The sequence below is a fragment of the Oleiphilus sp. HI0117 genome (assembly GCF_001635235.1).
In genome coordinates, this window is sequence record NZ_LWGA01001440.1 from 1 (window position 1) to 1,027 (window position 1,027).

Consider the following 1,027-nt stretch of genomic DNA (forward strand, 5'->3'; position numbering starts at 1 on the left):
ACATATATTGCCATCAAACAAGGCGAAATTACGCTACCGGAAATACGCATACCTTGGTGGGATACAGTCAACGATGTTGAGCGTATTGCTACACTCCCGGAGCGAACAATCATCATCAAACCGGGCGCTGTAAACCAAACTCAAAAGAATGAGCAGCCCTCCAGCATCGACTTAACTGATGATGGAAAAGCAACACCCAACCAAGAGTCCGAGATAGAAAGCACAGCTAAAAATACAGAGCCTAAGCACAATGAGAGCAATCAGCATGCCTTGCTAGCGATAATCGCACTACTCGCCTTTGGTTGGCTTCTAACGAGTTTGTTCCTACTTCTACGACTGAAGCAAGTAAAGCAAGACTTAAATAAACTAATCTCGATACAAGCTCCCGACTCTACTACTTCAGAACTCAGCTACAAACAATTAATTGAAGCAATTAGAAAGGGGTCGAGTGACATACCGAAGCTTGTACTAGCTTGGATCGAGAGCCAGCGAAAACAAAACACCGTTAAGTCAGCCCCCATTACCTTGCGTTCGCTGAAAGCTTTAGATGAGTCGCTTGCTGCCGAACTATTAGCATTCGAGAACGATCGTTACAGTAAAAATGCAACTCAGACCTATGACCAGCAAGCCTTACTTGAAGCATTAAAAAAATACACTAAAACAGCACCCGGCCTGAAAGGCAAAGACAATGCTTCTTTGCCACCGTTCTACCCGCAGTAGCACAGCCAGACAAACTTAGCCCAGAAAGCCAGCTATCGATGCTGCTCACGGCAGGCGCCAGGCGTTTGCCCTGTCCACTTTTTGAAGGCGCGATTGAATGCTGCTGCTTCTGAAAAGCCGAGCTGCAAAGCAACGTCATTAATACTCAGGTTTGCCTTGGCCAGCAACACCAAAGCCTGATCCCGACGAATACTGTCTTTTATTTCTTTAAATGAACTACCCTCATCTTTAAGGCGTCGCCGAGCGGTGTGGGTAGTTAAATGTAACTCACTGGCTACAAGATCAAAGCTAAGATTCTCGATCTCCA

Annotated in this window: 2 protein-coding genes; one reads left to right on the plus strand and one right to left on the minus strand. The window is 45.9% G+C overall.

Features of this window, described 5'->3' with window-relative positions; translation table 11 throughout:
- Positions 1 to 720, plus strand: a 720-nt coding sequence (locus A3757_RS24125; RefSeq protein ID WP_156506549.1) for a BatD family protein, incomplete at its 5' end; no start/stop codon positions are given.
- A 32-nt stretch (positions 721 to 752) separates the two neighbouring features.
- Here A3757_RS24125 and A3757_RS24130 read toward each other — a convergent pair.
- The coding region (locus tag A3757_RS24130; protein ID WP_156506550.1) for a helix-turn-helix transcriptional regulator at positions 753 to 1,027 on the minus strand (275 nt) is incomplete at its 5' end.